The organism is Streptomyces sp. NBC_01320 (assembly GCF_035974375.1).
Taxonomy (GTDB): domain Bacteria; phylum Actinomycetota; class Actinomycetes; order Streptomycetales; family Streptomycetaceae; genus Streptomyces; species Streptomyces yanii.
On record NZ_CP108391.1, the window covers coordinates 609,864 to 616,489 of the forward strand.

At 66.0% G+C, this 6,626-nt stretch carries 4 protein-coding genes; 2 read left to right on the forward strand and 2 right to left on the reverse strand.

The genetic code is table 11. The annotated features are described in order from the left end of the window. Positions 1-461 precede the first annotated feature (461 nt). Positions 462-1,721 (forward strand): group II intron reverse transcriptase/maturase, encoded by a 1,260-nt coding sequence (ltrA, locus tag OG395_RS57895; protein ID WP_327250141.1) that lies wholly within the window; start codon positions 462-464, stop codon positions 1,719-1,721. 227 nt (positions 1,722-1,948) lie between these two features. Here ltrA and OG395_RS57900 read toward each other — a convergent pair whose 3' ends face one another. After that, positions 1,949-2,704, reverse strand: coding sequence for a hypothetical protein (locus tag OG395_RS57900; protein ID WP_327241061.1), 756 nt, complete (start codon positions 2,702-2,704; stop codon positions 1,949-1,951). On the opposite strand from OG395_RS57900, the gene OG395_RS59110 reads away from it, so the two are divergent. Then, on the forward strand, positions 2,693-3,166 hold the full coding sequence (locus OG395_RS59110) for a mycothiol transferase (RefSeq protein ID WP_442818840.1): 474 nt from the start codon (positions 2,693-2,695) through the stop codon (positions 3,164-3,166). The two genes, OG395_RS57900 and OG395_RS59110, sit on opposite strands and share 12 nt — an antisense overlap. Before the next feature lie 445 nt (positions 3,167-3,611). Here OG395_RS59110 and OG395_RS57910 read toward each other — a convergent pair whose 3' ends face one another. Further along, complete coding sequence (locus tag OG395_RS57910) at positions 3,612-6,074, reverse strand: DEAD/DEAH box helicase (protein ID WP_327250142.1); 2,463 nt, start codon at positions 6,072-6,074, stop codon at positions 3,612-3,614. Positions 6,075-6,626 lie beyond the last annotated feature (552 nt).

A 6,626-nucleotide genomic window follows, 5' to 3' on the forward strand; every position in this document is an offset into this window, starting at 1 on the left:
CCGCGTTAGCTGAAGACTGTCGTGGTGAGCGATGAGGAAAAGGCGTCGTAAGAGGCGTCAGGTGGGGACCGGGAAGACGAACGCAAGTGAATCGCTGCTGACGTGTCGAAAAACGAATAGACGACATCGAAACCGGGGTGTGACCAGAATCCCGGGATGAGCCTGGCGGGCGCCCGCCTATTGGTCAGGTGGTGTCCGGCATGTAGGCGACGTGAGTCCGGTCTGCGGCTTCCGCACGGAACAGGAGAAGGCAGGTCCCGACACTGCCCGCCGCGTAGCGGTGGGCGAGAGGGAGTTCCCCAAGCAGCAGACACTGCAAGGGGTCGAGTACCGATGCGGGTCCTGCTGGCGGACCGGCTCGTAGTAGTGATGAAGCCCCTGTAACGGGGGTGGAGCGAAGGGGTTGGGTCGTTCGTGACTGTGTTGATCGCATCAACCGGACGCTGTCCGGGAGGAGTTCGATGGGCCAGTTGAAGTCACAAGTCAAGCCGTTTGATATTTCGAAGTGGGAAGTCAAGGAGGCGTGGGAAGAAGTCAGGGCGAACAAAGGCGCACCCGGGGTGGACGGGCAGAGTGTCGCCGACTTCGAGAAGGACCTGAAAAACAATCTGTACAAGGTCTGGAATCGGATGTCGTCAGGCTCGTACTTTCCGCCTCCGGTGCGGGCGGTGGCCATTCCCAAGCCGCACGGCGGAGGTGAAAGAATGCTAGGCATTCCCGCTGTCGCCGACCGTGTGGCTCAGACTGTGGTGGCCCGGCATCTGATGCGCAGGGTGGAACCCATTTTCCATCCTGACAGTTTCGGATACCGACCCGGACGGTCCGCTTTGGACGCAGTTGAAAAATGCCGGAAACGTTGTTGGAAACGGGACTGGGTGGTGGAGTTCGACATCGCCAAGTTCTTCGACAGCGTGCCCTGGGACCTGCTGGTCAAGGCGGTGGAAGCGCACACCGACGCCGTCTGGGTGAACTTGTATGTGCGGCGGTGGCTTGCTGCCCCGCTCGTCATGCCCGACGGCTCCCTGCTGGAACGGGAGAAGGGGACCCCGCAGGGCGCCCCGGTATCTCCCGTTTTGGCGAACCTGTTCCTGCACTACGCGTTCGACACCTGGATGGCCCGGGAGTTCCCGACCGTCTGGTTCGAACGCTACGCGGACGACGCGGTGCTGCACTGCGTCACCGAGCGCCAGGCCCGCGAGGTTCTGGCCGCGCTCACGGACAGGATGGTCGAAGTCGGACTACAACTGCATCCGGATAAGACCCGGATCGTGTACTGCCAGGACGGGGACCGGCGGAGCTCCTTCGAGGACACGGCGTTCACCTTCCTCGGGTACACGTTCCGCGCCAGGCGCTGCCGGAGCCGACACGGGAACCAGTTCCTGGGGTTCGAGCCGGCGGTCAGCAAGGACGCCCTGACGAAGATGGGGCGGGAGGTGCGCTCCTGGCACCTGCACACCCGCTCGGATCAGTCCTTCCACGAACTCGCACGCAGGATCAACCCTGTCGTGGCGGGCTGGATCAACTACTACGGCCGCTTCCGGCCATGGGAGTTGCAGTCCTTCTTGATGCGCATCAACGCCTACCTGGTGCGCTGGATCCGCCAGAAGTACAAACGGCTCGCGGCCGAGCGGAAGGCCATCGCGAAGATGCAGGAGATCGCCCAGCGATACCCCCGTATGTTCGCGCACTGGCGCTGCACCGTGAAGGCCGTGACGACCTGATGATCAGAACGACAAGAGCCGTGTAAAGGGAGACTTTTACGCACGGTTCTGTGAGAGCCGAGGGGTGAGACTCCCCTCGGCTACTCGGCAGGGCTGTGCTGGCAGGGACTGGTGTCCCGCCTCAGACGATCTGGTCCCTGTCTCAGATGACCTGGTCCGTTGGTGCTGCTGTCCGGTCTCACTGGGCCTGGGGGCATCTCACTTCTGAGTCCGGGCAGGCTGACGAGCTAACCGTCGTCGGAGTCCCCGCGCAGCGAGCGTGCCAGCTCGGAGACGTGTCGCGCCTGGTCAGCGGACAGCCGTCGCGCCCCCCACAGCAGCGCTGCGGCGTCCACGGCCTCCGGGGACGGAGGGGGCGGCACCTCACGCAGGGAAACGCCCGTCAGCGCGGCCAGTTCGCAGGCGTCGATCCCCAGCAGGGCAGCGAAGTCCGTCACCAAGCGCGGGGTCAGCTCCTTGCGACCGGAGCCGATCACGCCGTAGGTGGCCGCCGACAGGTACGTGGGCGTCACGAACGCAAGCGTCCTCGCTATGCCCATCCAGTTCAGGTTGCGGTACTGGAGCATGCGGATGACGCAAGCGCCCGGGCCGTCGGCGAGGGGCATAAGCGGCTTCGGGGCGAAGCTGGAACGCCGTTCCTCCTGCGGCAGCGAGCGGATCATCTGTAGAAGCTCACGGCGTCGCGCTTCGGGGAGGCGCACCGCATCCGTCACCATGGTCGCCGCCCACTTCACGGCCGTGGCGTCCAACGGCGCCAGGTCGTCCGGGACCGCTCGCCCCGCGAGGATGAACAGATCGACAGCGTGGAATCCCAGCGCGGGCGCAAGCCGTCGGAGCAGCCCCTCGCCGGGGCTCTCCCCCGCGAGCACCGCCCGGACCTCGTCTGCGGTCGACTCAGCGCAGTCGGCCAACTCCTGGGCGCTGAGCTCTCTGTGGTCCAGCAACGACGCCAGCATCGCACCGAACCCGGGATGCTCCATCATGCCCGCAGACTAGCCAGAACAGCGAGTACAGCGTCGGCTTCCACCCGGATCGGTTGCCTTGACCTCCTGCGCTCGGACTTCGATCTCAAGGCTGTCCGTCCTCGACCCGACTCTCACCTGGACCTGACACCTCGCAGGCTCATCGCCCGAAGCACCCAGCGCCTCGCCCAGCTCAGGACAGCCCAAGCTGCCCAGGCCAGCAACCGGGCAGACCTCGGTGCACAACTGGACCGAGCAACGGCCACGTTGCTGCTCATCACGGTCCGCGGCATCACCGACGCGCAGGCTGCGCAGCGCGCAACCGTGCGTGAACTCACGCTGGGTGGGATCGTCAAGCACATGGCCTGCGGCGAGCAGGTGTGGACGCAGATCCTGGTCGAGGGGACGGAGAGCTGCCGGAGGGCATGCTCGACACTGGGCAGTACCGCATGGCCGAGGGTGAAACACTCCCTGGGTTGCTGAAGCTCTAAGCGGGCGCGGCACAGGCGACCGAAGAGGCTGTGAGTGCTCTGGAGGACTTGGACAGGAGCGTGCCCCTTCCCAGGACTCCTTGGTCCCCGCCGGAGACGGTCTACTGGCCAGTGCGCCGGGTCCTGTTGCACCTGATCAGACGGCTCAGCACGCCGGGCACGTGGACATCATCCGGGAAGCACTGGACGGGGCCAGCACCACCGCTCAACGGTGATCGTACGGGTGGCCTGTGTCCGGACTGCGAGCACACCCGCCGCGAAGCCGAACGTGAGCGCCAGGCTGCCGAGGAAGCCGCCCGCAACAACGGCATCCTCGCCCGGATCCGCGCCCGCGCCGTTGACCGGTAGGCGCTCAGCCGAGCTGCGTCGGATGGCCCGAGACGAGTATGGCGATGCCTGCGCCGGACATGTTCCGTGCGGGCATCGCCATTGTTCCGTCAGGCAGCCCACCCCAGCCCGAGGTTGGCGAGGGCGGTGAGCTGGTCCTCACTGAGCCGGTCCCGCCGGTTCTTCTGGTTGCTGAGGAACACACCGAGTCGTACCGATGTGCCGTCGGGAAGCTGTTCGACGTGCTGGCGGCTGACGGTGGTCTTCCCTTCCCGTGCGATGTACTGAGCGAGGGCTGCTACGCCTCGCTGGAAGGCTTCTGTACCGCGTGCTGCGCCCTTTCCTGCCCCGGTCTTCGTGCTGGTTCGCGCTGGGGCCTTCTGGGGTCGTTCAGCGGCTCCCACACCCAGCTCTCCCAGGCGCCGTTGCTGCTCCAGGTTGAGTTGCGTCCAGTCGCGGGCTTGCCTCGTGGTCCAGCGTCCGATGTCGTCGCCGTGGTGGGTGACGCCGGGCTGGATGTCGGCGAGGCCGGCACTGCCCGCGAGGAGCACGCGCAGTCCGGCCCAGTGGCGTTGCCAGTCGACGGTCCACCCCAACTGTCCCGGGTTCCAGTCCGGGTCGATCGCGGCGAGCTGCGCGGCTCGCCGCTGCGCCCGCCCGGGATCCTTACCGAGGCCCCCGGGCCGGCGCAGGTTGGTGAGCCATTGCCCGACCGGCTTGTCCAGCGCAGTCGCGTGCCGGGGCGCGGCCAGCGTCCCGGCTTCGGCGTAGTACGCGCGGGCCGCAGCAAGGTTCTCGGCGAACTGGGCATCGGCGGTGTCCCAGACGATCCCGAGTTCTTCGAGTTCCTCGGCCCGTTTGGAGGGCATGGTCCCGGCCCGGTACGCCCGCCGCTGGTCAGACAGCCATCTCCCCAGCGGATACGCACCTTCCTGGTGCTCGTAGGGCACGTCCAGCGAACCTTCCCGCTCCCAGTAGCGGCGGGCGGCGTCGTAGCCGCGCTGCCAGTCCTGCCGCTCGGTGCTGATGACGTTGAACCGCACCCACTTCGCGATCATGACGGGGTCTCTGGGGGCGGCGAAGCGGAGCAGCAGCCGTGACTCCTCCTGGCCGTCTTCCGGCTCCGGACCGATGTACTGCGACGGATCAACGACCTTCTTCTGGGTCTCCTGCGGCACAGCAAGCATTTCCACCGCACGCTCATCATGCGCCCGCAACCCCTCAAGAACCTTCACCAAGGGGCGATAAGAAGAGGAAGTGAGCATGTCTTCCGGCTGTTCATCCCGCGCCAAAAACACGGGCACAATCAGCGTCGCCACCTTACCCTGACCGGGTTTCTGACGCAGCGCCCGGCCAATAGCCTGCACGATATCCACCGCCGACCCCTTCGGGTCCAACAGCGCCACGGAATCCACCGCCCTGATATCAACGCCCTCGCCCAGGACCCGGCAGTTCGACAGCACCGCACGCCCCGCCCGGCGCCCGAAGTCCCCCAGCACCTTGCGCCGGTGGTCCGCCTCGTGCTCCCCGCACAACCAGTCGGCCCACACACGCTCCGGATACCGCTCCGGGTCGGACGCGTGCAGCCGCTGCGCCACCCGCGGCAGCCCCTTCGCGAACGCCGCCGCCTCTATCGTCCGATGATGGAACGTGATCGTGGTCTGCAGCTGATGCACCGCCATCGTCTCCAGCAACGCGGCCTGCAACGCCCCCATCCGCTCACCCCGCAGCTGCTCCTCACGTTTCTCCTGGCCGGCCAGGCGGGCGGGGGTGACCACCGGGTCGGCCAGTTCCACCACCACGATCTGATACCGCGCCAAAAGCCCACGAGACACGGCTGATGCCAGCGACAGCTCGTAGACGACAGGGCCGAAGACTTTGGGGTCGTCCATGGAGCAGGCCAGCTCCTGCGGCAGGGCATCCCGCGCGTTCTCGAAGCCCTCCTGGCGTTCCGCCCACCGGGCCCGGGGTGGGCGTTCCTTCCAGATCCGGGGTGTGGCGGTCATGTAGAGCCGGCGCATCGCAGGAATGACGTCCTGGTCGTGAATCGCGGCCCACGCCTTCCCTGCCGATCCGCTTGTACGGTGCGCCTCGTCCACGATCACGAGGTCGAAGACGTCCATGGGAAGCCCGTACGCGCCCTCGTGCGCCTCGGCCAGTACCGGCAGGGAGGCGTAGGTGGCGTAGACGGTCACGGGTCCGCGGCCGTGCCACAGTGCCAGCTGCGGTGGGCTGGTCGTGGACCGCACATCCAGGTCCCACAGGTGCGGGTCGTCGTCCAGCGAACACACCGCCACCGCGGGCCCGGTGTGCCCTGCGGATCGCCATTCGCGCACGGTCTGGGTCAGTAGATCCAGGGTTGGCAGCAGTACGAGAACCCGGCCGTTACGTGCGAGCCGCAGCGCGGAATGGGCGGCAATGAGGGTCTTTCCCGTACCGCACGCCGCCACTACCGTGGCGCGCAGACCATGACGCGGGATCCGCTTCATCGGAGGGATATCAAGACCGCGCACCACAGCGTCAACGGCTTCAACCTGATGAGGCCGAAGCGCAATCTTTTCTGTGCTCGTCATATCCGTACTCCAGAATTCACGAGAGGGGGTGGCAAGTCCTAGCGGAGGGGGTAGCGGTTCCTTCGGGATGCTACACACTGCATCCCGTGATGCATCATCGTGATGTGTGCGGGCATCACTCTAGCGCAACAGGGTCCGACGGGAGGGGCTTTCGGGCAGGCTCATACGTATGCTGAGCGTTGTTCAGAAGGTGAAAGGTCATCATCACACCGGATGGAGCGAAGCGGAGTCCGGTGCGTTCCATCCGACAGGGCCGGCCGCCGGTCCCCGGTGACGTCACGTCACCGGATGGGGGTGCTGTTTTCTTCGGGATACTACACAGGCCTGCACTGATGCACCCTCACCCGGTAGCCAGCCGTTCCGGCGAAGCCGGAACCAAGGGTGTGGGAGCGAAGCGGACACGCCCGCCTGTCAGGAATTTAAGCGAAGCGTAATTCCAATTCCCGTGCGAAGCACGGGAATTAAGGCGTGAAACGCCGTCAACGAATTGCTAAGCAATTCGTCACGCCGTGCGAAGCACGGCGTTTCGCTTGCACAGCGCGCAGCGCTGTG

Coding starts and splice junctions, on each gene's coding strand:
- OG395_RS57910 (WP_327250142.1), bottom strand. CDS start 6,074: ATGACGAGCACAGAAAAGATTGCGCTTCGGCCTCATCAGGTTGAAGCC.
- OG395_RS57900 (WP_327241061.1), bottom strand. CDS start 2,704: ATGATGGAGCATCCCGGGTTCGGTGCGATGCTGGCGTCGTTGCTGGAC.
- ltrA (WP_327250141.1), top strand. CDS start 462: ATGGGCCAGTTGAAGTCACAAGTCAAGCCGTTTGATATTTCGAAGTGG.
- OG395_RS59110 (WP_442818840.1), top strand. CDS start 2,693: ATGCTCCATCATGCCCGCAGACTAGCCAGAACAGCGAGTACAGCGTCG.